The sequence below is a fragment of the Streptomyces rapamycinicus NRRL 5491 genome (assembly GCF_024298965.1).
GTDB lineage: Bacteria > Actinomycetota > Actinomycetes > Streptomycetales > Streptomycetaceae > Streptomyces > Streptomyces rapamycinicus.
In genome coordinates this window covers 8,555,051-8,579,257 of record NZ_CP085193.1, presented here as the reverse complement: position 1 = coordinate 8,579,257, position 24,207 = coordinate 8,555,051, and the positions used below count along the sequence as shown (strand labels likewise).

At 72.9% G+C, this 24,207-nt stretch carries 21 protein-coding genes; 12 read left to right on the top strand and 9 right to left on the bottom strand.

The genetic code is table 11. The features are described 5' to 3' along the window. The first annotated feature begins 55 nt into the window (after positions 1-55). The 3 genes from LIV37_RS35985 (at position 56) to LIV37_RS35975 (ending at position 4,692) form a co-directional block, all read left to right on the top strand. Positions 56-679: a GntR family transcriptional regulator gene (locus tag LIV37_RS35985; RefSeq protein ID WP_020871983.1), complete on the top strand. Its 624-nt coding sequence runs from the start codon at positions 56-58 to the stop codon at positions 677-679. A gap of 91 nt (positions 680-770) precedes the next feature. Next, positions 771-3,446 (top strand): pyruvate dehydrogenase (acetyl-transferring), homodimeric type, encoded by a 2,676-nt coding sequence (gene aceE, locus LIV37_RS35980; protein WP_020871982.1) that lies wholly within the window; start codon positions 771-773, stop codon positions 3,444-3,446. A 280-nt stretch (positions 3,447-3,726) separates the two neighbouring features. Then, positions 3,727-4,692 carry a helix-turn-helix transcriptional regulator gene (locus tag LIV37_RS35975; protein ID WP_020871981.1) on the top strand — a complete coding sequence of 322 codons (966 nt, stop codon included), beginning with the start codon at positions 3,727-3,729 and terminating at the stop codon, positions 4,690-4,692. A gap of 19 nt (positions 4,693-4,711) precedes the next feature. Here LIV37_RS35975 and LIV37_RS35970 read toward each other — a convergent pair whose 3' ends face one another. After that, a complete protein-coding gene (locus LIV37_RS35970; protein ID WP_020871980.1) occupies positions 4,712-5,632 on the bottom strand; it encodes an SDR family oxidoreductase in 921 nt (306 codons plus the stop codon). A gap of 174 nt (positions 5,633-5,806) precedes the next feature. On the opposite strand from LIV37_RS35970, the gene LIV37_RS35965 reads away from it, so the two are divergent. Continuing rightward, positions 5,807-6,328 (top strand): DUF4240 domain-containing protein, encoded by a 522-nt coding sequence (locus tag LIV37_RS35965; protein WP_020871979.1) that lies wholly within the window; start codon positions 5,807-5,809, stop codon positions 6,326-6,328. 27 nt (positions 6,329-6,355) lie between these two features. Here the strand turns inward: LIV37_RS35965 and LIV37_RS35960 are convergent, their stop codons facing one another. Then, the gene (locus tag LIV37_RS35960) at positions 6,356-6,913 is read right to left on the bottom strand and encodes a GNAT family N-acetyltransferase (protein WP_020871978.1); all 558 of its coding nucleotides are present in this window, start codon (positions 6,911-6,913) and stop codon (positions 6,356-6,358) included. Between the two features lie 67 nt (positions 6,914-6,980). Here LIV37_RS35960 and LIV37_RS35955 point away from each other — a divergent pair, with 67 nt between their 5' ends. Both LIV37_RS35955 and LIV37_RS35950 read left to right on the top strand, forming a co-directional pair. Continuing rightward, entirely contained in the window at positions 6,981-7,871 is an 891-nt protein-coding gene (locus LIV37_RS35955) for a TIGR01777 family oxidoreductase (RefSeq protein ID WP_020871977.1), read from the top strand. A 257-nt stretch (positions 7,872-8,128) separates the two neighbouring features. Further along, positions 8,129-9,460, top strand: coding sequence for an NAD(P)/FAD-dependent oxidoreductase (locus LIV37_RS35950; protein WP_020871976.1), 1,332 nt, complete (start codon positions 8,129-8,131; stop codon positions 9,458-9,460). Between the two features lie 487 nt (positions 9,461-9,947). Here LIV37_RS35950 and LIV37_RS35945 read toward each other — a convergent pair whose 3' ends face one another. Continuing rightward, entirely contained in the window at positions 9,948-11,390 is a 1,443-nt protein-coding gene (locus LIV37_RS35945) for an MFS transporter (protein ID WP_121824102.1), read from the bottom strand. Between the two features lie 146 nt (positions 11,391-11,536). On the opposite strand from LIV37_RS35945, the gene LIV37_RS35940 reads away from it, so the two are divergent. Next, a complete protein-coding gene (locus LIV37_RS35940) occupies positions 11,537-12,298 on the top strand; it encodes an ArsR/SmtB family transcription factor (RefSeq protein WP_020871975.1) in 762 nt (253 codons plus the stop codon). 46 nt (positions 12,299-12,344) lie between these two features. Here the strand turns inward: LIV37_RS35940 and LIV37_RS35935 are convergent, their stop codons facing one another. Beyond that, on the bottom strand, positions 12,345-14,012 hold the full coding sequence (locus tag LIV37_RS35935) for an NsdA family TPR-like regulatory protein (RefSeq protein ID WP_121824103.1): 1,668 nt from the start codon (positions 14,010-14,012) through the stop codon (positions 12,345-12,347). A 205-nt stretch (positions 14,013-14,217) separates the two neighbouring features. On the opposite strand from LIV37_RS35935, the gene lipB reads away from it, so the two are divergent. The 4 genes from lipB to LIV37_RS35915 all read left to right on the top strand — a co-directional run bounded on the left by lipB (position 14,218) and on the right by LIV37_RS35915 (position 17,313). Continuing rightward, complete coding sequence (gene lipB, locus LIV37_RS35930; RefSeq protein WP_020871974.1) at positions 14,218-15,042, top strand: lipoyl(octanoyl) transferase LipB; 825 nt, start codon at positions 14,218-14,220, stop codon at positions 15,040-15,042. Between the two features lie 177 nt (positions 15,043-15,219). Continuing rightward, entirely contained in the window at positions 15,220-16,170 is a 951-nt protein-coding gene (lipA, locus tag LIV37_RS35925; RefSeq protein WP_020871973.1) for a lipoyl synthase, read from the top strand. A 254-nt stretch (positions 16,171-16,424) separates the two neighbouring features. After that, positions 16,425-16,622 carry an SCO2195 family GlnR-regulated protein gene (locus LIV37_RS35920; RefSeq protein WP_020871972.1) on the top strand — a complete coding sequence of 66 codons (198 nt, stop codon included), beginning with the start codon at positions 16,425-16,427 and terminating at the stop codon, positions 16,620-16,622. A gap of 10 nt (positions 16,623-16,632) precedes the next feature. After that, positions 16,633-17,313: a DUF4191 domain-containing protein gene (locus LIV37_RS35915; protein ID WP_020871971.1), complete on the top strand. Its 681-nt coding sequence runs from the start codon at positions 16,633-16,635 to the stop codon at positions 17,311-17,313. A gap of 139 nt (positions 17,314-17,452) precedes the next feature. Here the strand turns inward: LIV37_RS35915 and LIV37_RS35910 are convergent, their stop codons facing one another. Further along, positions 17,453-17,920 carry an RDD family protein gene (locus LIV37_RS35910; RefSeq protein ID WP_121824104.1) on the bottom strand — a complete coding sequence of 156 codons (468 nt, stop codon included), beginning with the start codon at positions 17,918-17,920 and terminating at the stop codon, positions 17,453-17,455. Between the two features lie 255 nt (positions 17,921-18,175). Here LIV37_RS35910 and glnA point away from each other — a divergent pair, with 255 nt between their 5' ends. Next, positions 18,176-19,585 carry a type I glutamate--ammonia ligase gene (gene glnA, locus LIV37_RS35905; protein ID WP_020871969.1) on the top strand — a complete coding sequence of 470 codons (1,410 nt, stop codon included), beginning with the start codon at positions 18,176-18,178 and terminating at the stop codon, positions 19,583-19,585. Positions 19,586-19,678: 93 nt separating this feature from the next. On the opposite strand, the gene LIV37_RS35900 is transcribed toward glnA, so the two are convergent. The 4 genes from LIV37_RS35900 to LIV37_RS35885 all read right to left on the bottom strand — a co-directional run bounded on the left by LIV37_RS35900 (position 19,679) and on the right by LIV37_RS35885 (position 24,154). Further along, on the bottom strand, positions 19,679-20,269 hold the full coding sequence (locus LIV37_RS35900) for an Ig-like domain-containing protein (RefSeq protein WP_158634861.1): 591 nt from the start codon (positions 20,267-20,269) through the stop codon (positions 19,679-19,681). A 367-nt stretch (positions 20,270-20,636) separates the two neighbouring features. Then, on the bottom strand, positions 20,637-22,004 hold the full coding sequence (locus tag LIV37_RS35895; RefSeq protein ID WP_020871968.1) for a hypothetical protein: 1,368 nt from the start codon (positions 22,002-22,004) through the stop codon (positions 20,637-20,639). A gap of 309 nt (positions 22,005-22,313) precedes the next feature. Continuing rightward, complete coding sequence (locus tag LIV37_RS35890; RefSeq protein WP_121824106.1) at positions 22,314-23,018, bottom strand: Ig-like domain-containing protein; 705 nt, start codon at positions 23,016-23,018, stop codon at positions 22,314-22,316. A 347-nt stretch (positions 23,019-23,365) separates the two neighbouring features. Further along, complete coding sequence (locus LIV37_RS35885) at positions 23,366-24,154, bottom strand: GNAT family N-acetyltransferase (protein WP_121824107.1); 789 nt, start codon at positions 24,152-24,154, stop codon at positions 23,366-23,368. Positions 24,155-24,207 lie beyond the last annotated feature (53 nt).

Sequence of the window (24,207 nt, the reverse complement as noted above, 5' to 3'; positions counted from 1 at the left end):
TACCGCACAGCCGGGATAATGGCAGCTGTTCACCGCTGGTTCTAAGGAGTCCCCCATGGCCGCGCCCGTCGTCCACTCGCTGCGCGAGCAGATCCGCGAGCACATCGTGGAGGGCATCGTCAGCGGCCGCTGGAAGCCGGGCGAGCGGATCGTGGAGCGCCGGATCGCCACCGAGCTGGAGGTCAGCCAGACGCCCGTACGGGAGGCGCTGCGGGAGCTGGAGTCGCTGCGGCTGATCGAGTCGGCGCCGAACAAGGGCGTCCGGGTGCGGAACCTGACCGCCGCCGACCTGGAGGAGATCTATCCGGTGCGGGCCGGGCTCGAACAGATGGCGGCGGAGCTGGCCGCGCCCGTGCTGGCCGAGGACACCTCCGCCCTGGAGCCCGAGGTGCGGGCGCTGTACGAGGCGGACCGCACGGCCGACGGGGAGGCGCAGGTCCGGCACACCGTGGCGTTCCACCGGGAGCTGGTGCGGGCGTCGGGCAACAGCGTGCTGCTGCACACCTGGGAGTCGCTGGGCATCGAGATCTGGACGACGCTGTCGATCCGCTGGCTGGGCACCGTCCAGCAGTCGTACGCCGAGGAGCACCAGGCCGTGGTGGACGCCTTCAGGCGGCGGGACCCGCGGGTCGGCGAACTGGTCAAGGAACATGTCCTCGGCTGTGCACCGCGTGCCTAGTTTCGCGGCACGGAATGCCAATTTCGGCCTGCGGAGCAGTTTTTGCTTGAGGGGTCTTTGATCGATCATCGATCAGTCTTACGGTTGCCTCATGACCGATCTCGCACGCACGCAGCCGAGTGCGCTCGACCAGCTTCCCGACCGTGACCCCGAGGAGACCGCCGAATGGGGCGCCTCCCTGGACGCCGTCACCCGGGCGGCCGGGTCGCACCGCGCCTCGTACCTCATGCGCCGCACCCTGGAGCGCGCCGAGAGCGCCGGGCTCGCGCTGCCGCCCCTGCTGGAGTCGGACTACCTCAACACCATCCCGACCGCCGCCGAGCCCGCGTTCCCGGGCGACGAGGCCATGGAGCGCCGCATCACCGCCTGGAACCGGTGGAACGCGGCGGCGATGGTCACCCGCGGCAGCCGTGACGGCCTCGGGGGCCACATCGCCACCTTCGCCTCCGCCGCCTGGCTCTACGAGACGGGCTTCCAGCACTTCTTCCGTGGCAAGGAGGCGGACGGCAGCGGCGACCAGCTCTACATCCAGGGCCACGCCTCCCCCGGCATCTACGCCCGCGCCTTCCTCGACGGGCGGCTGACCGAGCACCACCTGGACCACTTCCGCCGCGAGGCGGGCGGCGACGGTCTGCCGTCCTATCCGCATCCGCGCCGGCTGCCGTGGCTGTGGGAGTTCCCCACCGTCTCGATGGGGCTCGGCCCGATCTCCGCGATCTACCAGGCCCGCTTCAACCGCTATCTGGCGGCGCGCGGCATCAAGGACACCGCGAACTCCCACGTATGGGCGTTCCTCGGGGACGGCGAGATGGACGAGCCGGAGTCGACGGCCGCGCTCGCCCTGGCCGGGCGCGAGGGCCTGGACAACCTCACCTTCGTCATCAACTGCAACCTCCAGCGCCTCGACGGCCCGGTGCGGGCCAACTTCAAGATCGTGCAGGAGCTGGAGGCCCAGTTCCGCGCGGCGGGCTGGAACGTGATCAAGTCGCTGTGGGGCTCCGCCTGGGACGAGCTGTTCGCGCTGGACGCCTCGGGCGCACTGGCCCGCCGGCTGCGCGAGGTCCCGGACGGCCAGTTCCAGACGTACGCGACCCGCGACGCGGCCTACATCCGCGAGCACTTCTTCGGCGCCGACCCCGAGCTGGCCCGGCTGGCCCAGGGGCTCACCGACGCCAAGCTCACCGAGTGCTTCCACACCTCGCGCGCGGGCCACGAGCCCCGCAAGGTGTACGCGGCGTACCGCGCGGCCGTGGAGCACAAGGGCGCCCCGACCGTCGTCCTCGCCCAGACCGTCAAGGGCTGGACGCTGGGCCCCGGCTTCGAGTCGCGCAACGCCAACCACCAGATGAAGAAGCTGACCGGCAAGGAGTTCCGCGCCATGCGGGACCTCCTCGAACTCCCCATCCCGGACAGCAGGCTGGACGACGCCCTCGTGCCGTACGTCCACCCCGGCCCCGACTCCCCCGAGGTGCGCTACCTCCAGGAGCGCCGGGCGGCCCTCGGCGGCCCGGCCCCGGCCCGCCGGGTCCACCCGGTGGCCCTGCCCGAGCCGTCCGCGAAGCCGTTCCAGGCGCTCGCCAAGGGCTCCGGCAGCCAGGAGATCGCCACCACCATGGCCTTCGTCCGGCTGGTCAAGGACCTGATGCGGGAGAAGGAGACCGGGAGGCGCTGGGTGCCGATCGTGCCGGACGAGGCACGGACCTTCGGCATGGAGTCGCTCTTCCCCACCGCCGGGATCTACTCCCCGCTCGGCCAGACCTACGACCCGGTCGACCGCGATCAGCTCCTGTACTACAAGGAGGCCGCGAACGGTCAGATCCTCAACGAGGGGATCACCGAGGCCGGTTCGATGGCCGACTTCACCGCCGCCGCGACGTCGTACGCGACCCACGGCGAGCCGATGATCCCCTTCTACATCTTCTACTCGATGTTCGGCTGGCAGCGCACCGCCGACCAGATGTGGGCGCTGGCCGACCAGCTCGGCCGCGGCTTCCTCGTCGGCGCCACGGCGGGCCGTACGACGATGACCGGCGAGGGCCTCCAGCACGCCGACGGCCACTCCCCGCTGATCGCCTCCACCAACCCGGCGGCGCTCACCTACGACCCGGCGTTCGCCTACGAGGTGGGCGCGATCGTGCGGGAGGGCCTGCGGCGGATGTACGGCCCCGAGGCCGAGGACGTCTTCTACTACCTGACGGTCTACAACGAGCCCAAGGTCCAGCCGGCGATGCCTTCGGGCGAAGGCGTCGAGGAGGGCATCCTCAAGGGCCTCTACCGCTACCAGGAGGCCACGGCCCCGGCCGGGGACTCCCCCCGTATCCAGCTCCTCGCCTCCGGCACCGCCGTCCACTGGACGCTGGAGGCCCAGAAACTCCTCGCCGACGACTGGGGCGTGGCCGCCGACGTGTGGTCCGCCACCTCCTGGAGCGAGCTGCGCCGCGACGCCCTGTCCTGTGACGCGGCGCAGCTCAACGGCGAAGACCGGGTCCCGTACGTCACCCGTGCCCTGGCAGGCGCACCGGGCCCGGTCCTCGCCGTCAGCGACTGGATGCGTGCCGTCCCCGACCAGATCAGCCAGTGGGTCGAGCAGGACTGGTACTCGCTGGGCACGGACGGCTTCGGCCTCTCCGACACCCGCGAGGCCGCCCGCCGCCACTTCGGCGTGGACGCCCCGGCCATCGTGGTGGCCGCCCTGTCCCGCCTCGCCCGCCAGGGCGCGGTCCGCGCCACGGCCCCCAAGGAGGCCGCGGAACGCTACGGCATCTGACGTCGCCGACGCCCGGTGACGCCTGCGGCGGGCCACGCGGCGGAGCCGCACATCGATGCTTCCCCCTACCCGCCCCTTCCCTCAACTGGGGCTCCCCCCCCCAGACCCCGCTCCTCAAGCTCCCCCAGCTACCGCTGGGAGGTGCCCCCTGGAGGGGCTGATTCCAGCCCGTCCGGGGTCCAGGGGCGGAGCCCCTGGTTGTGGGAAGGGGCGGGTAGGGGAAAGAGCCGCCGCAGGCCATGGCCCGGCACGCGCCCGGAGGGCACGGCATCATGGGGCCGTGCGTGCTGCTCGGCTCATCAAGATGGTGCTCCTGCTCCAGGCTCGGCCCTCGATCACGGGGGCCGAGCTGGCGCGGGAGCTGGAGGTCTCCGAGCGCACCGTGACGCGGGACGCGGCCGCGCTGTCCGAGGCGGGGATCCCGGTCTACGCGGACCGGGGCCGGGCCGGGGGCTATCGGCTCATCGGGGGCTACCGCACCCGGCTGACCGGCCTCGGGCGGACCGAGGCCGAGGCGCTGTTCCTGTCCGGTGTGCCCTCCGCGCTGCGCGAGATGGGGCTCGCGGACGCCGCCTCCGCGGCCCGGCTGAAGGTGTCCGCCGCGCTGCTCCCCGAGTTGCGGGACGCCTCCCACACGGTGGCCCAGCGGTTCCACCTCGACGCCCCGGGCTGGTGGCGCGAGCCGGAGGCGCCGGAGCTGCTGCCGGGCGTCGCCGACGCGGTCTGGGACGATCTGCGGATCGCCGTCCGCTACCGGCGCCGGGACACGGAGGTCCGGCGGGAGCTGGAACCGTACGGGCTCGTGCTCAAGGCGGGCGTCTGGTATCTCGCGGCCCGCGCGGAGGGCGGCTTCCGGGTGTACCGGGTGGATCGTTTCGCCGCCGTCGAACCGACCGGCGCCCGCTTCATCCGGGACGAGGGGTTCGACCTGCCCGCCTTCTGGGAGGAGCGGGCCGAGCAGTTCGCCCGCTCGATCCTGCGGGAGCGGGCCGTCGTACGGCTGACCCCGGCCGGGGCCCGGCTGCTGCCGCATGTCACGGACCGGGTGGCGGCCGAGGAGGCCGTACGCGAGGCCGGGAAGCCCGACGGACAGGGGCGGCTCACCGTCACCCTGCCCGTCGAGTCGTACGAGGTCGCCCTCGCCCAGCTGCTCGGGCTCGGCCCGGAGGCGGAGGTGCTGGGGCCGCCGGAGCTGCGGGCGCTCTTCGCGGAGGCGGCGTGCCGTACGGCGGAGCTGTACCGGTGACCGTGCGGCGTCAGCGGTGTTACCGGTAGTCGGCCGCCGTGCCCTCCTTGCCGCCGAAGACGACGTCCCGGAAGTAGCCGAAGGCATCCGGCCGCGAGCCGTCCAGATCGGTGAAGCCGTAGACCTTGGCCAGCTCCCCGCTGAAGACGGACTTGCCGTTCCACCGCGCCCGGTCCGGATCGGCGGCGAGCGCGGCGACCGCGCGCCCGACGAAGTGCGGCGACTCGGCGATGGCGAAGTGCGGCTCCTTCGCCACCGCGTCCCGCCAGTTCTCCTCCGTCACCCCGAAGTGGTCCAGCATCTGCTCGGAGCGCAGAAAGCCCGGTGAGACGCTGACCGCCGTGCCGTCGAACTCCTTCAGCTCCTCCGCGAGCCCGAAGGCGGTGCGGATCGGGGCGTTCTTGGCGAGGTCGTAGAAGAGGTTCTCACGGTAGGTCTTGTTGAACTCCGCGTTGCCGTCGGTCACCTCGACCACCAGCCCGCCCGGGTGCCGGATCAGCAGCGGCAGCGCGTAGTAGCTGGTGATGAGGTGGGTCTCGACGCCGAGCCGGAGCATCCGCAGCCCGCCCGCCAGACTCGTCTCCCAGCTCTTCTTGCCGAACTCGATCAGCGCCTCACCGCCCCATACGTCATTGACCAGGACATCCAGCCGGCCCTGCTCCCGGTCGATCCGCTCCACCAGCGCCCGGACCCGCTCGGGCTCGAGGTGGTCGGTCGGCACCGCGATGCCCGTGCCTCCGGCGGCCGTGACCAGCTCCGCCGTCTCCTCGATGGTCTCGGTGGCCCGCCCCACCTCGCTGATCCGATCCCGGGTGGTGCGCCCCGTCGCGTAGACGGTGGCCCCGGCCGCCCCCAGCTCGACGGCCATCGCCCGGCCCGCGCCGCGCGTCGCCCCCGCGACGAGCGCTACCCGGCCCGCCAGTGCGCCCTGTGTGCTCACGTCCAATACGTCCTCTCGGTGTGAATGCCGTGTTGGGTGACGTGGCCGACCCGGGTCGGCCACGGGTCGACCTTCGCAGGGAAACCCGACACCTGCTGTCCGGTATTGCGGGGCGGCCGCATCCGGCCCGTTCCGCGTGCGGGGGTGCGCGGGAGGGCCGATCCTGGTCCCGTGATGATGGACGAGACGGAGTTCTGGGGGCTGGTCGACAGCGCTCGGGAGGCCGCGGACGGCGACCCCGAGGACCAGTCCGACCTGCTCGTCGAGCAGCTGTCACGGCTCGACCCCGACGCGGTGCTGGACTTCGCCCGGCACTTCGAGGCCCGCTCCAACCGGGCGTACCGCTGGGATGTGTGGGGCGCCGCCTGGGTGCTGCTCGGCGGGGTCAGCGACGACGCCTTCGAGGCGTTCCGCTACTGGCTGATCGGCCAGGGCCGGGAGATCTTCGAGGGCGCGCTGCACGATCCGGACGCGCTCGCCGAGCTGCTCGAGGACTTCGACGAGCAGGTGGACGGCGACTGCGAGGACCTGGGGTACGCGGCGGACGAGGCGTACGAGCGGCTGACCGGCGCGCCCCTGCCGGAGCTGGGGCTCCCGCCCACGCCCCGGGAACCGGTCGGGGAGCCCCTCGACTTCGAGAGCGAGGCGGTGCTGGCGGAGCGGTATCCGCGGCTGTGGGAGCGCTTCAGGGCCTGATGTGACCGCCCGGCACCCGGCAGCGCCTCAGCGGTCCAGCGGGCGCCCCATCAGCACATCGTCCACGTACTCCCCCTCCAGCAGGAACTCCCCCGGCAGCACGCCCTCCACCACGAACCCCTCCGACGCGTACAGCCGCCGTGCGGGCGTGTTGTGGCCCAGCACCCGCAGGGTCATGCGGGTCGCGCCCTGCCGCCGTGCCTCCTGGTACGCGGCGCCGAGCAGCGCCCGCGCCACGCCCTTGCCCCGCATCCGCTCGTCCACCGCGAGCCCCTGTATCTGGCGGACATGGGCGTTGCAGGCCAGCGGGGTCGGCGGCACGAGCCGTAGGTAGCCGACGGGGGACCCGGCGAGCTCGGCCACGATGATCTGCTCGACGCGGTTGTGGAGGGTGAAGAAGGGGTCGTACGGCGGCCGCGGCTTCGGCTGTACGGCGTGCAGGGGCGACCAGGTGCGGCGGTCGAGCTCGGCCAGCGCCGTGTCGTCGTCGTGCACGGCGGGTCGGATGATCAGCCCGGGCCGCTCGGACCGCTCGGGCCGCCGGGACGGTTGGGGCGGTTGGGGCAGGTCGCAGGGCTGGGGCATGCGGATCACTGTGCCACGCCCGCCCGTTGTCCGACATCCCTCCCGTGATCGAGGGCAGGATGGGGCCATGCGTATCGCGGTCACCGGCTCCTCCGGGCTCATCGGCACGACACTCGTCCGCTCGCTGCGCGAGGACGGCCACCAGGTGGTGCGTCTGGTGCGGCGCCCGCCGCGTGCGGAGGACGAGGTGGAGTGGGACCCGCGGCGGCAGTGGGTCGACGCCTCCGGGCTGATGGGCTGTGAGGCCGTGTTCCATCTCGCGGGCGCGGGCGTCGGCGACCGGCGCTGGACCGACGCGTACAAGAAGGAGATCCGGGACAGCCGGGTGCTGGGCACCGCCGCCATCGCCGAGGCGATCGCCTCGCTGGACACCCCGCCGCGGGTGCTGGTGAGCGGGAGCGCGGTGGGGTTCTACGGTGACACCGGGGAGCGCGCGGTCGACGAGAGTGCGCCCCCCGGCCACGGTTTCCTTCCGGATCTCTGCCAGGACTGGGAGGAGGCGGCGACCGCGGCGCAGGAGGCGGGCGTCCGTACGGTCTTCGCCCGGACCGGTCTCGTGGTCTCCGCCGAGGGCGGGGCGTGGGGGAAGCTCTTCCCCTTGTTCAAGCTGGGGCTCGGCGGGCGGATGGGCAGCGGCCGGCAGTACTGGAGCTTCATCGCGCTGCGGGACCACATCGCCGCGCTGCGCCACATCCTCGACACGTCCGAGCTCAGCGGGCCGGTCAACCTCACGGCGCCGACGCCGGTGACCAACCGCGAGATCACGGCCGCCATGGGCCGGGTGCTGGGCCGCCCCACGCTCTTCTCGGTCCCGGCGCCCGCGCTGCGGATCGCCCTGGGCGAGATGTCCGGGGACGTCCTCGGCAGCGTCCGGGCCGTTCCGCGCCGCCTTCTGGACTCCGGCTTCACGTTCGCCTGCCCGCATGTGGAAGAGGCGATCAAGGCGGCGCTCAGGTAAGGGAGTTGGGCGTTCCGCGCCCCCTCCCGCTCTCCCCCGCTCTCTCTCCTCCCCCGGCCGCGGACCGTTCGATGGCGGTGTGCGACTGGTGTGCGACCGGTGTGCGCCCGTGCCCGGTCGATGCGCGTCTGGCATCGACCGTTTTTGTCCGTACTGTCAAGACCGTCTCGCCGAGCCGACTCGCGGGACCCACGCATCCGGGCCGCCGGTCGGGGCAGCAGCCCCCGTGACGGACGCACCGACCTCGGGGAGGACACGTGCTCAAGCGCGCGCACCGCACGGACGTCGTCATCGTCGGCGCCGGGCTCGCGGGACTGGCCGCGGCCCATCGGCTGACCGGCGCGGGAGTCGCGGTCACGGTGCTCGAGGCCGCGCCCCACGTGGGCGGACGGATGACCACCGAGACCGTGGACGGCTTCCGGCTGGACCGCACCGGCCATCTGATGAACACCTCGTTCCCGGAGTTGCGGCGCACTCCGGGGCTCGGCGCCCTCGCCCTGCGCCCCTTCGCCCAGGGGGTGCTGGTCCACAGCGAGGGCCGTACGCACCGGGTGGACACGCCCCGGAGCATGAGGGGCGCATTCACCACGGCACGCGCCCTCGCGAACGCCGCCCGCGCGCCGCTCGGCAGCGGGCTCGACCAGGCCCGACTCGGTGCCGCGCTCGGCAGGCTCGCCGCCCTGCCCGCGGACCGCCTGCTCGCCCGCCCCGACCGGCCGGTCTCCGAGACCCTGGGGGGGCGGGGCCTACCTGCTCGTACGGTCGAGGGGGTGCTGCGTCCGCTGCTCGTCTCACTGCTGAGCGACCCGGACCTCACCACCTCGAGCCGCTGCGCGGACCTCGCGCTGCGCGGTTACGCACGCGGCCGCCTCTGCCTCCCGGCGGGCGGCGCGTCCACCGTCCCCGAACTGCTCGCGGCCGCGCTGCCGCCGGGGACGGTCCGTACGGGCGTCCGGGCCGTATCGGCCTCCACCACCGCCGTGGCCACCGCCGAACACGGCGAGTTCGGCTGCCGAGCGGTGCTGGTGGCCACCGGGGCGCACGACGCGGCCGGGCTGCTGCCCGGGCTGCGGGTGCCGGCCTTCCACCCGGTCACGGTGGTGCACCACACCGCCGACCGGCCGCCGCTGCGCGAGCCCGCGCTGATACTCGCCGCGGGCGGGCCGGGCCCGGTGGCCCACACCATGGTGGCCAGCGAGGTGGACCCCTCGCGCACCCCGCCCGGCCGGGTACTGATCACCTCCACGGTGCTGGGCACCTCCGCCGCACTGCCGACCGCCGAACTCGACCGGGCCGTCCGGGCCCAACTGGCGGCGGTGTACGGAACACCGACGGCGGGCTGGGACCTGCTGGCCGCCCACCACGACCCGTACGCCGTCCCGGCCATGCCCGCACCCCACGACCCACGCCGCCCAGTGCGACTGCTGTCCGGCCTGTACGTCTGCGGCGACCACCGCGACTCCAGCACGGTCCAAGGCGCCCTGGCCTCCGGCCGCCGAGCCGCCCGAGCAGTCCTCAGCGACTTCGGCGCCCCACCGGACTCGGGCTCCGACACACATACGGGCACCTTGCCCGCCGCAGCGGCCTGACCCGGGCCCCTGCGGGGGCTCACCGCTGAGGCCAGGCTCCCGTTACGGCCCACGGCCAGGGAAGACCGGCACCCGCGCCACGGCGGCCCGACCGGCGCCATCCGCGCGGTCCGCAGGGGCGCCGTTCGCCTTGATCGCCCCGAAGCCCATGGGCTGAGCCGACGCGGAGCGCGGGCCGGGCTCACGGGGTGGCCACCGCGTGGCAGGGGCTTCGCCCCTGGGCCCCCGGGGTCTGGGGCTTCAGCCCCAGTTGTGGAAAGGGGCGGGGAGGGGACAGCATCGATATGCGGCTCCGCCGCGTGGCGCGCCGCAGGCGTCAAGATCCGCCGGACACCCCTTGGCCCACTCGCGGCACGCGGCTGGTTCGGCTTGGGCGCCCCGCCAGGAGCCGGGTCCGGCCCGAGCCCCGGCCCGTGCCGCCGTGGTGGCCTGCGCGCGCCCGCGGGGCGGCAGGACCACTGGGGCCCGCGTGCGGCGCGACTGTGCGTCAAGACCCGTCCGTGGCAGCGGGGTTGGGCATGGTGCGGGCAGCGGGTCCCGACAGTGCCGCCAGGATCGCGCCGCATACGAAGCATCCGGCCGCGATCACGGCGGACAGCCGCATCCCGGCGTAGAAGGCGGAGTTGGCGGACGCCGCCGCGAGGGTTCCGAACAGGGCCACGCCGATGGCGCTGCCCAGTTGCCGCGCCGCGTTGAACGCGCCCGACGCCGCGCCGCGCACCTCGTGCGGCGCGGCCTCCATCGCCGCGATCGTCGCCGACGGCATGGTGAACGAGGTGCCGAACCCGGTCAGCAGCAGCGGCACGACCAGCAGCGCATACGGCGTATGCGGCCCCACGGCCGCCCAGCCGAGCAGCCCCACGGCCCCGGTCAGCAGCCCTGCCACGGCCGGGACATGGGTGCCGGCGCGCGCCGCGACCCGGCCGGACAGCGGCGAGGCGGCCGCCACCAGCGCGCCCATCGGCAGCAGCGCCAGACCGGTGGCGAGCGGGTCCCAGCCGCGGTGGCGCTGGAAGTAGAGGGTGGTGAGGAAGAGCAGCCCGTAGAAGCCGAGGTTGAGCAGCACCCCGACGGCCAGGGCGGCCGGGAACCGGAAACCGGTCAGCAGCCGCGGTGGCAGCGCGGGCGCCGCCGCGCGCCGCTCCAGCCACAGGAACAGCGCCCCCGCGAGCGGCGCCGCCGCCAGCGCGCCGAGCACCAGCGGATCGGTCCAGCCGCGCCCGCCCGCCTCGTTCAGCCCGGCCGTCAGGGCGGCCACCGCGCCGACGCCGGTGAGCTGGGCGGCGAGGTCCAGCGACGGACGCTCCGCGCGCGGCCGCGTGGCGGGCACATGGCGGACGGTGAGCCAGATGGCGAGCGCGCCCAGCGGGATGTTGACGAGGAACACGGTCCGCCAGCCCACACCCCACACCAGCACCCCGCCGAGCACCGGACCGGCCGCGGCGGCGACCCCGGCGATCCCGCCCCACACCCCGAACGCCCGCGCCCGCGCGCCGGGTTCGGGATGCAGCGCCCCGAGCAGCGCGAGCGAGGCGGGCACCATGGTCGCCGCCCCGGCCCCCTGCGCCAGCCGCGCGCCGATCAGAAAGCCGGCGGTCGGCGCGAGCGCGCACGCGGCGGAGGCCACCGTGAACAGCCCGAGCCCGGCGAGGAACACCCGCCGGTGGCCCAGCCGGTCCCCCAGTCCCCCGCAGAGCAGCAACAGCCCGGCGAAGACGAGCGTGTACCCGTCCACGATCCACTGCAGCGCCCCCTGCCCGGCACCCAGCCCGGCCCCGATGCGGGGCACGGCCACGTTGACGACGGTGACGTCGAGGATGACCAGGAAGTAGCCGAGGCAGATGGCGAGCAGCGGCCCCTTCCGCACGGCGCCCGCCACGGGCGGGTCCGAGGATCGCGGCGGCCGGTGTGTGGAGCGGTACGTCCTCATGCCCCCAGCCTCACTCCTGATCGCTTCGGTACGGACCGAACCATGGCGTGCCCGGAACCGCGGCCCGCGCCACCCGCCGAGGGCGCACGTGGCCGCCCCGCCACACTTCGGCCCTCGCCGAAGCGACCCCGTCCTACGCTGGAACCATGGCCACCACCACGGATGCCCGTGACGCCGACATCGCCCGCGCGGCCGCCGCGATCGCCGACCCGTCCCGTGCCCGCGTCCTGCGGGCGCTGCTGGAGGGGCGTGCGCTGCCCGCCAGCGTGCTGGCCGGTGAGGCCGGGGTCAGCGCGTCCACGGTGAGTGGGCATCTGGCCAAATTGCTGGAGGCCGGGGTGGTGCGGGTCGAGCGGCACGGGCGGCACCGGTACTACCGGCTGACCGGTCCCGCCGTCGGCGAGGCGCTCGAGGCGCTGGCCAGGATCGCCCCGCCGCTGCCCGTCACCTCGCTGCGGCAGAGCACCCACGCACACGCCCTGCGCCGGGCGCGCACCTGCTACGACCATGTCGCGGGCGCCCTCGGCGTGACCCTTATGGCGGCGCTGCTGGAGCGCGGGGTGCTGGAGGGCGGCGACGGGCGCTTCCACCCGGAGGCGGCGGAGGGCGACCGGCTCTCCGCCCCGGGCAAGGACACCACGTACCGGCTGACGGCCCCGGGGCGCGCGGAGCTGGCGGCGTTCGGCGTGGACGCGGACGAGCTCGCCGGGCGCCGCCAGCTGATCCGCTACTGCGTGGACTGGACCGAGCAGCGCCACCACCTCGCCGGGGCGCTGGGCGCCGCCCTGACGGACCGGCTCTTCGCGCTGGACTGGATCCGCCGTGGCAGCCGCCGCCGCGTGATCAACCTGACCGATGCCGGTCGCACCGGTCTGGAGCGCACCTTCGGCGTCGTGCTGGACGCCTGAGCGGCGGCGGGCAGGCCCCTCGCCCGAGCGGCGGCGGGCAGGCCCCCTATCCCAGCGCCGCCACCCGCACCCGGTAGCTCCGTACCGGCGCCGCGTCGCGGTACGGCTCCAGGCGGCGCTCGAAGTCCCGTACGTACTCCGCCGCCCGCACCGACCGCATCTCCGACGCCTGCTGCGCCGCCTCCGCGCCCAGCTGGCACGCCTGCTCCAGCTCGCCGAGGCCCAGCCGCGCCGTCGCCAGCACCACCCGGCAGAACAGCCGGCTGCGCACGAAACCGGCGCCGTGGAGCTGGAGCGAGCGCTCCGCGTGCTGGGCGGCGGCGCGGTACTGCTGCAGATCGCGGTGGCAGTGGCCGAATTCGTCGGCCAGCTGTGCCTCGTCGAACAGCCGCGCCCAGTACGGCACCTCGTCCCCCGGCCGGGCCGCCTCCAGCGACCGCTCGGCGCGGGCGAGCGAGGCGGTGCACGCGCGCACCTCGCCCAGCACGCCGTGGCCGCGCGCCTCGATCGCGTGCAGCAGCGACTGGAGCACCGGCGGGGCTCCGCCGCCGACCCCCTGCTGGGCCACCCGGGCCAGCTGTACGGCCTCCCGCCCATGGCCGAGGTAGACGGCCTGGCGGCTCATCGTCACCAGCACATAGCTGCCGTATGTGCGGTCCCCGGCCGCCTGCGCCAGCCGCAGCGCCTGGACGAAGTAGCGCTGCGCCAGGCCGTGGGCGGCGATGTCGAACGAGGTCCATCCGGCGAGCCGGGTCAGATCGGCGATCGCGCCGAACAGCCGCCGCCCGGTCGCCTCGTTGTACGAGCCGCGCAGCATGGGCTCGCCCTCGTGCTCCAGATAGCGCACCAGGGCCTGCCGGGCGTGGCCGCCGCCGTACGTCTGGTCCAGCGCCGCGAACAGCTCCCCGACCGAGCACAGGGCCGCGATGTCGCCGGAGGTCACCCGGTAGCCCGGCCCGCGCCGGTCGCGGTCGTGGCGCCGCTGGCGGGGCAGCGGCGCCCGGCCTTGCGGGCCGTGGGCGCCATGGGCGCCGTGCGGGCCATGGGTGCCATGGGTGCCATGCGGACCGTGAGGTCCCTGGGCGCCCTGACCGACGGCGCGCCCCACTGCCGCCCCCGCGGGGCCGCCCACCGGGCCGCCCGCCCGGCCGCCCTGTGCGGGCAGCCGCCCGACCCCGGCCGCCCCGGCGGCACCGGCTCCCGGGCCGGCCCCGGCGCCCACCGCCGCCCCCGCCGGAGCGGCCCCCGCCGGTGGATCGCCGCGCGCCACCCGGTCGTCGGGCCGTCCGATCAGCCAGTCGCGGCTGGGGACGACGAGACCCGCCGGGGTGAACGCGATCTTCCGCAGCTCCGCATGGCTCCCGGAGTCCTTGCGCCACAGCCCGCTGACGATGTCCACCGCCTCCTGCGGGGTGGCGGCGAACTCCAGCCCCGCGTAGACGGGCGCACACGCGTCCAGGCCCAGGTCCTGGGCGGTCAGCCGGCGTCCCAGCCGCCGGGTGAACACCTCGGCGATCAGCGCCGGGGTGGTGCCGCGCGGCTGCTGTCCGCGCAGCCACCGTGTCACCGATGTCTTGTCGTACCGCAGGTCCAGGCCGTGCTCCAGTCCGAGCTGGTCCACCCGCCGGGCGAGCCCGGCGTTGGAGAAGCCCGCCTCTGCGATGAGCGCGGCGAGCTGACGATTGGGAATGCGCTGCGGGGGTCGTTCCGTCATCAGCCTGCCGGTCTCCCTGATCGCTCTGTGGAACGGCGCGAATGTAACCGTCGCTCGAGGGCTGATCGCGGCCCTCCGGCTCCATTCATCCGATCGTGTGAGAACGAGCCGGGTGCGGACGTAAGGGGACACGGTCGTACAGTGGCGGGGGCGCCGCCGCGAGGCTCCGCCACCCCATCCGACGCGGGTCGAGAAGGAGCTTGCCGTGACCGCCGTGACCACGTCTTCCCCGGGGTGCGCCCCCGGTTCATCGGCGCTTGCCTACGTCCACCTGGGCTTCGGCGCGGACGCCGTGGACTACGAGGAGGCGTGGCAGGAGCAGCGCCGGGTGCACGCCGCCCGCTTCGCGGACGAGATCCCCGACACCTGCCTGCTGCTGGAGCACCCCCCGGTCTACACGGCGGGGCGGCGCACGGCCGACAGCGAGCGACCCCTGGACGGCACCCCGGTCGTGGACGTGGACCGCGGCGGCAAGATCACCTGGCATGGCCCGGGCCAGCTGGTCGGCTATCCGATCCTCAAGCTGCCGCGCCCGGTGGACGTCATCGCGCATGTCCGCCGCCTGGAGGACGCGCTGCTGCGCACCTGTGCGGAGTTCGGTCTGGAGACCACCCGGGTGGAGGGCCGCAGCGGGGTGTGGGTGCTGGGCGACCCGGTGGACCAGCGCCCCGGGCTCGGCGGGCTGAAGCTGGACTTCGACCCGCGGCTGGAGGACGAGGAGTTCGACGCACGGCTGAACGGGCCGGAGTACGCCCCGTCCAACGCCGGGCAGCGCCGCGAGGACCGCAAGCTGGCCGCCATCGGGGTGCGGATCGCCAAGGGCGTGACGATGCACGGCTTCTCGCTCAACTGCAATCCGGACAACACCTGGTTCGACCGGATCGTGCCGTGCGGCATCCGGGACGCGGGTGTGACCTCGCTCTCGGAGGAGCTGGGCCGGGATGTGCCGATCGCCGAGGTGCTGCCGGTGGTCGAGCGGCATCTGCGGGACGTCCTGGAGGACTCCGTCCCGCTGCCGCGCGCGGTCTGACCGTCCCGGGTCCTCCCGGCCCTTGCGGGAATGCGTCCTCGCGGCGTTCGGTTGCCCTGGACGTAAATCCGTACGAACCACGGGCGTACCCTGGTGACCGCCGACGATTCGAAAGCCCGCCGGCGAACTCGCCGCGCCGAGCCGCCAAGCAGAGTCAAGCAAAGAGGAGTGCCGGACGTGTCCGCAGTCGCACCCGACGGGCGCAAGATGCTGCGCCTGGAGGTCCGGAACAGCCAGACCCCCATCGAGCGCAAGCCCGAGTGGATCAAGACCCGGGCGAAGATGGGCCCCGAGTACACCGAGCTGCACGGCCTGGTGAAGCGGGAAGGCCTGCACACCGTGTGCCAGGAGGCGGGCTGTCCGAACATCTATGAGTGCTGGGAGGACCGCGAGGCGACCTTCCTCATCGGCGGCGACCAGTGCACCCGGCGCTGCGACTTCTGCCAGATCGACACCGGCAAGCCGCAGGCGCTGGACCGCGACGAGCCGCGCCGGGTGGCCGAATCCGTACGCACCATGGAGCTGAGGTACGCCACCATCACCGGCGTGGCCCGTGACGATCTGGAGGACGGCGGCGCCTGGCTCTACGCGGAGACCGTGCGCCAGATCCACTCCCTGATGCCGGGCACCGGTGTGGAGCTGCTGATCCCGGACTTCAACGCGGTCCCCGAGCAGCTCGCCGAGGTCTTCTCGGCCCGTCCCGAGGTGCTCGCGCACAACGTCGAGACGGTGCCGCGGATCTTCAAGCGCATCCGCCCGGGCTTCCGTTACGAGCGCTCGCTCGAGGTGATCACCAAGGCGCGCGAGGCGGGTCTGGTCACCAAGTCCAACCTGATCCTTGGCATGGGCGAGGAGCGCGAGGAGATCAGCCAGGCGCTCCAGGACCTCCATGACGCGGGCTGCGAGCTGATCACCATCACCCAGTACCTGCGGCCGTCCCCGCGCCACCACCCCGTGGAGCGCTGGGTCAAGCCCCATGAGTTCGTGGAGCTCAAGGAGGAGGCGGACGAGATCGGTTACGCCGGTGTCATGTCCGGCCCGCTGGTCCGCTCCTCGTACCGCGCCGGCCGTCTGTACCAGCAGGCCATCGAGCGGCGCAATGTCGCGGTGACTTCTCAGGCCGGCTGACTCTCCGTCGTCGCTCCGCCGTCACATTCCGTCGGCGGTCGGCCGTGTGAGCAACACGCTGTGTGATTGCGAGCACACACAGATTCGAGGGCCTTGAGAACGCCGCAGGTCAGGGGCGAAATGCGGGCCGCAGCAGGGCTTCATCGGTGTTTGACCGGCCAGTCACGCACTGGTAACACCATTGGGTAACGATTGAGCCACGTACTGCTTATACGTAGTGCGTAGCAATCATCCGCCGCTTCCGAGGGGTATCCATGCCGGCTGCGCCCGTACGCCCGTCCGTCACCGACGCACTCCTCGTCCTGGAGGGTCTGCTGCTGCGCGGCGGGCAGCGCACCGCCCGCCGCAACGCCTGGACGGCCGTGCTCGAGGACCGGCGCCGGGCCAAGGACCGGGACGAGGCGGAACACGTGCTGGAGGCCGTGTCCACCGGGGCTTCCCAGGCCACGTAAACTTCGCTGTATGGCGAGGAAGGAAACATCCGAGAACCCCGGGCGGCTGAAGCAGATCGCCCTGACCTACAAGATGACCAAGCGGGTCGACCCGAAGGTCACACTTGTCGTCGCCGGCGTGGGGATTGTCACCTTCGGTGTCCTTCTCGCGATCGGCTTCTGGATCGGCCACCCGATCTTCCTGGGCATCCTGGGCTTCGTCCTGGCCTTCCTCGCGATGGCGATCATTTTCGGCCGCCGTGCCGAGCGGGCCGCCTTCGGACAGATGGAGGGTCAGCCGGGCGCGGCGGCCGCGGTGCTGGAGAACGTGGGCCGCGGCTGGTCGGTGACCCCCGCGGTGGCGATGAACCGCAACCAGGACGTCATCCACCGCGCGGTGGGCAAGGCGGGCGTCGTGCTGGTCGCCGAGGGCAACCCGAACCGGCTCAAGGGCATGCTGGCCGCCGAGAAGAAGAAGATGGCGCGCATCGTCGCGGAGGTCCCGGTCCACGATGTGATCGTCGGCTCCGGCGAGGGCCAGGTCGACATCAAGAAGCTCCGCACCACGCTGCTGAAGCTCCCCCGGGTGCTGCCGGGCGCGCAGGTCACAGTGGTGAACGACCGGCTGCGCGCGCTGGGCGACCTGATGAGCAACATGCCGATTCCAAAGGGCCCGATGCCCAAGGGGATGCGGATGCCGAAGGGGCGCTGAGCGCCCCCCTCACCAAAACGGACGCGAGACGGCGGCACGGACAGAGAGTCCGGGCCGCCGTTTCGCGTGTGCCGCCGTCGCCTGCGCGTAACGCCGTTGTACGCAATCCGCGGGCTCAGCCCTGGTCCGTACGGCGGGCTCAGACCCTGATCTGCACCGCGCGGGAGAGCCGGTCGTGCAGCCCGCGGGTGTCGCGGTCCCAGACCACCGCCGGGATGACCAGCACCAGCAGCACACCGCGCAGCACGGCCCGCGGCAGGCTCAGCCGCACCCCGCCCTCGCCGACGACCCGCAGCTTCAGCAGCAGCTTGCCGGGGGTGGCGCCGACGGTGCCCACGGTGACCAGGCTCAGCGCCAGGAAGACCAGCAGCGCCCAGTTCCCGGCGACCTGGGCGTTACGGCCGGAGAGCAGCGCGTAGGAGACGAGCAGGCACAGGCCCCAGTCGATGAAGAGCGCCCCGAAACGGCGTCCCAGCGGCGCGATGGAGCCCGGTCCGCTCTCGGGGAGACCGAGGCCCTCGCCCCGGTAGCCGAAGTCGACGCCCATCTCCTCGGCGGCCGCGCGGGGCCCGGAAAGCCACGATCCGATTGCTTGCCTCTTGTCCACCCGTCTACGTTACTGCGACCGCATACGTTCCCCCGGCCGGACCCCTTCCCAGCGGTTCCCGCGACCCCGTACGGCGCCTTTTCCGAGGCCACAAGGTCCCCGCAACCACCCTCTGGCCGGTTAACCTGGGTGAAACAAATGGGTCATGCCCGGGAAATCCCGTCTGCCTATGGTCGTCGCGAGCGCGCCACCGCACATGGAATCGCGCCACCGGACATATCCCCGTCCCACCGCGGCCGGGCTAGGAGGAGTTGGATGTTCCAGAACGCCGACGACGCTCGGAAGTTCATCTCGGACGAGGACGTGAAGTTCGTCGACGTCCGCTTCTGTGACCTTCCCGGCGTCATGCAGCACTTCACCGTACCGGCGGAGGCGTTCGACCCGAACGAGGAGCTGGCCTTCGACGGCTCGTCGATCCGCGGCTTCCAGGCGATCCACGAGTCGGACATGGCCCTGCGTGCCGACCTCTCCACGGCGCGTGTCGACCCGTTCCGCCGGGACAAGACCCTCAACATCAACTTCTTCATCCACGACCCGATCACGGGCGAGCAGTACAGCCGTGACCCGCGGAACATCGCCCGTAAGGCCGAGGCGTACCTCGCCTCCACCGGCATCGCGGACACCGCGTACTTCGGTCCGGAGGCGGAGTTCTACGTCTTCGACAGCGTCCGCTTCGAGACCAAGGCGAACGAGGCCTTCTACCACATCGACTCCGAGGCGGGCGCCTGGAACACCGGCGCGCTTCAGGACAACCGTGGCTACAAGGTCCGCTACAAGGGCGGCTACTTCCCGACCCCGCCGGTCGACCACTTCGCCGACCTGCGCGCCGAGATCAGCCTCGAGCTGAACAAGTCCGGCCTCCAGGTCGAGCGCCAGCACCACGAGGTGGGCACCGCCGGCCAGGCCGAGATCAACTACAAGTTCAACACGCTGCTGGCCGCGGCCGACGACCTGATGCTGTTCAAGTACATCGTCAAGAACGTGGCGTGGCAGAACGGCAAGACCGCGACCTTCATGCCGAAGCCGATCTTCGGTGACAACGGCTCGGGCATGCACGTCCACCAGTCGCTGTGGCAGGGCGGCTCCCCGCTCTTCTACGACGAGCAGGGCTACGCGGGCCTGTCGGACACCGCCCGCTACTACATCGGCGGCATCCTCAAGCACGCCCCGTCGCTGCTGGCCTTCACCAACCCGACGGTGAACTCCTACCACCGCCTGGTCCCGGGCTTCGAGGCGCCGGTCAACCTGGTGTACTCGCAGCGTAACCGCTCCGCCGCGATGCGTATCCCGATCACCGGCTCCAACCCGAAGGCCAAGCGCGTCGAGTTCCGCGCCCCGGACTCCTCCGGCAACCCGTACCTGGCCTTCTCCGCCCTGCTCCTCGCGGGTCTGGACGGCATCAAGAACAAGATCGAGCCGGCCGAGCCGATCGACAAGGACCTCTACGAGCTCGCCCCCGAGGAGCACGCGGGCGTCCCGCAGGTCCCGACCTCCCTCCCGGCCGTCCTCGACTCCCTCGAGGCCGACCACGAGTTCCTCCTCCAGGGCGGTGTCTTCACCTCCGACCTGATCGAGACCTGGATCGACTACAAGCGCACCAACGAGATCGCCCCGCTCCAGCTGCGTCCGCACCCGCACGAGTTCGAGCTCTACTTCGACGTGTGAGCCGTGCGCGCGCTGTGAGCCCTTCCGGCTCCGTCCGAGCCCCCGCCACCGCCCCGATGGGCGGGGGCTGGGGCTCGGTGGTGTGCGGAGGGGTCATGCCGCCGGGTTGACGGTCTGGGTGTCGGTGCCGGAGGACGGCAGGAAGCTGGTGTCGCCGTTGTAGAGGGCGATCACGGGGTGGGTGCCGACGCCCAGGGTGTTGAGGGACAGCGTCGCGGTGCCCGCCGACAGTGGCTGGACGAAGGCGCCGCCACCGAGGCCGCCGATGATGAAGGTGACCGTCCCGGACGGGACGCCCGCGCCGGGTGCGACCGGGGTGACGGTGGCGGTGAACGTCACCGACTCCCCTTGCGTGGACGGATCCGGCGACGAGGACACCGATGTGGTGGTGGCCGACTGGACGACGACGATGGCGTTGGCGCCGGTGGACGGCGAGAAGTTGGTGTCACCGTTGTAGTTGCCGAGGACGGCGTGGGCGCCGACGCTCAGGTTGGGGACGGTGACCGAGGTCGTACCGCCCGACAGGGTCCCGGTCAGGGTGGGGCCGCCCGTGACGACGAAGGTGACGTCGCCGGTGGGGGTTCCGGTGCCGAGCGGGATCACGGTGGCGGTGAGCGTGACCGACTGTCCGAAGGTGGCGGGGTTGGGTGAGACCGTGACCAGGGTGATCGTGGGCGTAGCCATGGGTGGCCCTCCAAGTGGTGTGGGGTGGTGGGCCGTTACTCGCCGCGCTTGCGGGAACGAGGCGCGGCGGCGCATCGACGGTCAGGGGGTGCGCGCATACGGCGGTCCACGCGGGGGCATCCCGCGTCGCCGTCCCCCGGCAGATGTGGAACCCACCGGTCTGTAGCACCAGTAGGCGCGCGACTCGCCGCCGGCCGCCAGAGTCGTGCCGCGGAATTACCCCGGATAGCGCAGCGCTCGACGGCCTTCCCCGCGCACACCATCCGCCTCGTGCGGCGCGCGTTCGCCGTGGTCAGGGCACCGCGTACGCACCGCGCACGGGGCGGGTGCCGGGTTGCCTCCGTGCCGTGTGTCGTCGGTGCGAGGGTCAGCCGTCGCCGAAGCCTCCCCCGAAGCCACCGCCGTCGCCGAAGCCACCGCCGAAACCGCCGCCGTCGAAGCCACCGCCGGAGTCGCCGCCGTTCCCGCCGTCGCCGCCGTCGCCGAAGCCACCGTCGAACGCACCGGTCCCGTAGTCGGGGCCGAGGGACCCGCCCAGCAGGGTGCCGACCAGCAGACCGGGCAGCAGCATCGAGCCGTAGCCGCCGAAGTAGCCGCTCGCCCAGGGCCCGTAGGCCGGACCGGCGTCCCAGTACGGCCGGCGCCGGTCGCCGCCGACCGGAACGGTGCGGGCCTCCGGGTAGCGGCCGTCGTCGATGCGGGTGGCGTCCGCGGCGCAGGCGGGTACGGAGCGCTGGGTGCCGCCCGGGGGTGCCCATGGAACGTCCCGGACCGAGGGGCCGTGGCGCGGGTCGAAGAAGCACGGAGGGCGCCGCTCGGGCAGCGGGCCGCCCTCGCGGCGGGCTTCGAGCACCGCCAGCGCGAAGCGGCCCTCCTCCAGCGCCTCGGTCACCGGCCGTACGTCCTCGGGCCGCCGGGCGGCGGCGGATCTGGCCTTCGCCTCCTCGTAGGCGTCCAGGGCGCGGCCGTAGTCGTCCGCCATCTCCGGGGTGGAGGCCGGGTCGGCGGGGTCGAAGCGGGTCCCGCTGAGCCTCTCGCCGTACGCGGTGATGTCCTCCTCGACCGCGCCGCGCACCTGCTCCAGCTCGGCCCGTTCGCGCTCGCGGCGCTGCTTGCGGGTGCGCCGCAGCATGTACAGGCCGCTTCCGCCGACGGCGGCCAGGACGATCAGCACCGCCACCGCGTCCCCCACCGACAAGGTGGAGCCCCGCGCGCCCTGGTCGCCGTCGCTCCCCTGGCCGGTCCGGTCGTGGATCGCGGTGGCCGTGTCGGTCACGAAGCCGTTCAGCACCGCGGCGAGGTCGTGCGGGTGCTGCCGCAGGTTCCGCTCCGCCAGCGCCTGCGAGGTGCGTCCGGGCAGCACCGAGGTGTCGGAGGCGGCCCCGAAGGAGGAGCCGAGCGCCACCGCGTAGACGCCGGGGCGGTCGACGGCGGCGCGCAGCCGCCCGAAGACGCGCTCACCGCCGTACGCGGGGTTGTCCGGCAGAACGGCCACGTAGACCGGCACGTCCGCCTTGCGGATGTGTGCCACGAGGGCGCGGGCCTGTCCGGCGCTCAGTGCGTCGGAGGCGCCGGGATCGACGTACACGGGACTGCTGCGCAGCGCCTTGCCGATCTTGTTCACATCCGTTTCGGCATGGGCGCCCCCGGCGGTGAGCAGCACCGCCGTCAGGGCGACGAGGACGGCCAGCAGGAGCGTGCCCCATCGTGGCGTCTTGCCGGACACACTTCGCATTTACCCGCATAGAGGGCAAATATGCGCCAGGATGTCCCTCGGCGCCGCATGGCTGGGCCCCGCCACCGCCCCCCTCGGGCAGTGGCGGGGCTCAGTGCTGTGCGATCAGGTCGTGATCGTGGTCGTGGTCGTGGCCTACACGGTGTCCGGTGGACTCCCCTCCCGGCCCCTTCCCGTTACCAGGGGCTTCGCCCCAGACCCCGGGGTCCGGGGCGAAGCCCCAGTTGAGGGGAGGGGCGGGTAGGGGACAGCGTCGATATGCGGCTCCGCCGCGTGGGCCCGCCGCAGGCCTCAAGATCCGTCGCCCCCCTAGGCGCCGGTGACGATCTGTGTGTACTGGGAGACGCCCGAGGCTCCGAAATTGGCGTCGCCCGAGTAGACCGCGCTGACGTCCCACTCGCCTTCCGGCAGTTCCAGGTCGGGGAGGAAGGCGAATCCGAAGGCGTCCACGGGCCGCTCGGCGGCGATGGTGGTCGCACCGTCGGTGTAGTTGGCCGTCACGGTGTGCGAACCCGCGCCCAGGCCGCTGGTGGTGAACGTCGCCATGCCGCCCGACAGCGGCTGGGTGAACGTACCGCCCCCGCTGCCGCTGATCACGAAGGTGACCGTGCCGGTCGGGACCCCGGTGGCGGGCGCGACCGGGGTGACCGTGGCGGTGAACGTCACCGGCTGCCCCGGCGTCGAGGGGTCCGGCACCGATGTCACCGATGTCGTCGTCGACGCCTGGAGCACGACGACGGCCGTGGTGCCGGTGGACGGGGTGAAGCTGGCGTCGCCGTTGTACGTGGCGGTGACGATGTGGGTGCCGACGCCCAGACCGCTCGCGGTGACCGAGGCGGTCCCGCCGGACAGCGTCCCGTTCAGGGTGGGACCGCCGCTGACCACGAAGGTGACGGTGCCCGTGGGCGTCCCGGCGGCGCCGACCGGTATCACGGTGGCGGTGAGCGTGACCGGCCGCCCGGTCACGGCGGGGTTCGGGGTCGCCGTGACCAGGGTGATCGTGGGTGAAGCCATGATGGCCCTATGGGGTGGAGTGGTGGGCCGTTGCTCGCCACGCGGGGCTGTGACCGCGGCACGTGGCGGCGCGTCAGGGGTTGGGGGTGCGCTCTTATGGCGTCCGACGCGGGATGCGCGCCTCGCCGTCCCCCGGCAGATGTGAAACCCACCGGTCTGTAGCACCAGTAGGCGCGCGACGCGCCGTCAACACCACAGATACACCCCCCAATTACCCCATGCGGCGCAGCGCCCACCCCCTCCCCCAGCGCGCCTCCCACCCCATGCGCGGCGCGCATGCCTCATCCCCGACTGCCCGCGTACGCGGGGCGCGTGGCGTGACATGACGTGACGGACGGGACGTGACGTCAGAGGAAGTGGCCGCTGGCCAGGTAGGGCGCCGGGGGCGGCATGGCGCGCAGGGCCAGATAGCCCTCCTGGCCGATGTCGAGGCGGGCGGCCAGGCCGACGTCGACCGCCCATTCGTTGGCCGGGGTGATGCAGTTGACGAGGGTGTCGCCGCTGGAGGCGGCCAGGGCCTCCCACAGCAGGTCCTGGGCGGTGGCCGGCTGGGCGGCGGCGAGGAGGGCGGCGCGGCCCCGGTCGTCGATGTAGACATAGCCCGGTCTGCCGTAGGCGCGGGAGACGACGAGCCGCAGGGTGCCCCGCATATAGGTGTGGTCGGGACCGTGGCCCGCCCCGCGCAGGCGCCGGTCGAGGTGGTTCATCCAGTCGATGTCGTCGTCCCGCCCCTCGCGGACGCCGGTTATGGCGGGGAGGGTGGCGCGGTCGACGGTGCCGACCATGCGCATCTGGGGGTGGAGCGAGAACCCGGCGAGGCGGTAGCGCCGGGTCGCCCCGGGGTGGACGGTGGAGGAGAACATGCCCTGGCGGCCGTCGGCATGGGCCAGGGCGGCGTCCATGAGGCGTCGGCCGATGCCCTTGGCCTGGTGCCCGGGGAGCACACCGTAGGTGGCGAGGAACCAGAACGGGCCGCGGTTCTGGGAGATGGCGAAGCCGATGACGCCGTTGTCGCCTTCGGCTTCGTCCACGGCGACCCAGCAGCCGCCCGGGTCCTCGATGAGGAAGTGACGCATCCGGTCGATCCACTGCCGGGAGGCGGCGGCCGGGCGGGGCCGGGGCTCGGGTTCGCCCACTCTCCTGGCGCGGCGGTCGGCCTCGAGGAAGGTGGTGGCCGAGGCGCGTTCGG

Coding starts and splice junctions, on each gene's coding strand:
- LIV37_RS35985 (WP_020871983.1), top strand. CDS start 56: ATGGCCGCGCCCGTCGTCCACTCGCTGCGCGAGCAGATCCGCGAGCAC.
- aceE (WP_020871982.1), top strand. CDS start 771: ATGACCGATCTCGCACGCACGCAGCCGAGTGCGCTCGACCAGCTTCCC.
- LIV37_RS35965 (WP_020871979.1), top strand. CDS start 5,807: ATGATGGACGAGACGGAGTTCTGGGGGCTGGTCGACAGCGCTCGGGAG.
- LIV37_RS35960 (WP_020871978.1), bottom strand. CDS start 6,913: ATGCCCCAGCCCTGCGACCTGCCCCAACCGCCCCAACCGTCCCGGCGG.
- LIV37_RS35955 (WP_020871977.1), top strand. CDS start 6,981: ATGCGTATCGCGGTCACCGGCTCCTCCGGGCTCATCGGCACGACACTC.
- LIV37_RS35945 (WP_121824102.1), bottom strand. CDS start 11,390: ATGAGGACGTACCGCTCCACACACCGGCCGCCGCGATCCTCGGACCCG.
- LIV37_RS35940 (WP_020871975.1), top strand. CDS start 11,537: ATGGCCACCACCACGGATGCCCGTGACGCCGACATCGCCCGCGCGGCC.
- LIV37_RS35935 (WP_121824103.1), bottom strand. CDS start 14,012: ATGACGGAACGACCCCCGCAGCGCATTCCCAATCGTCAGCTCGCCGCG.
- LIV37_RS35920 (WP_020871972.1), top strand. CDS start 16,425: ATGCCGGCTGCGCCCGTACGCCCGTCCGTCACCGACGCACTCCTCGTC.
- LIV37_RS35915 (WP_020871971.1), top strand. CDS start 16,633: ATGGCGAGGAAGGAAACATCCGAGAACCCCGGGCGGCTGAAGCAGATC.
- glnA (WP_020871969.1), top strand. CDS start 18,176: ATGTTCCAGAACGCCGACGACGCTCGGAAGTTCATCTCGGACGAGGAC.
- LIV37_RS35900 (WP_158634861.1), bottom strand. CDS start 20,269: ATGGCTACGCCCACGATCACCCTGGTCACGGTCTCACCCAACCCCGCC.
- LIV37_RS35895 (WP_020871968.1), bottom strand. CDS start 22,004: ATGCGAAGTGTGTCCGGCAAGACGCCACGATGGGGCACGCTCCTGCTG.
- LIV37_RS35890 (WP_121824106.1), bottom strand. CDS start 23,018: ATGGCTTCACCCACGATCACCCTGGTCACGGCGACCCCGAACCCCGCC.